Consider the following 255-nt stretch of genomic DNA (forward strand, 5'->3'; position numbering starts at 1 on the left):
TGGACTCGGGTTTCATCGCTGTGGATAAACGGGCTTTCGAATAATCGATCACGCATCAAATTCAACAGCGGCTGCAAGTGCTCACTGCACTGGATCACCCAGCGCGCCAGCGTCTGGCGCGGTATCTCGATGCCATGTCGACTCAGCACCGTTTCGAAACGATGCAGAGGCAAACCGTCGACATATTTGGTGGTCAGCAGCATGGCCAGTACGCTCGGACTGGCCATGCTCTTTTCGATCAACTGAGCCGGTTTG

The 255-nt window shown here is 54.9% G+C and carries 1 protein-coding gene; it reads right to left on the reverse strand.

Features of this window, described 5'->3' with window-relative positions:
* On the reverse strand, positions 1 to 255 hold a 255-nt coding region (locus tag RGM3321_RS00040), incomplete at both ends, for an IS66 family transposase (protein WP_244390992.1).

Origin of the sequence: Pseudomonas sp. RGM 3321, from assembly GCF_022836805.1 — a bacterium.
Classification (GTDB): Bacteria; Pseudomonadota; Gammaproteobacteria; order Pseudomonadales; family Pseudomonadaceae; genus Aquipseudomonas.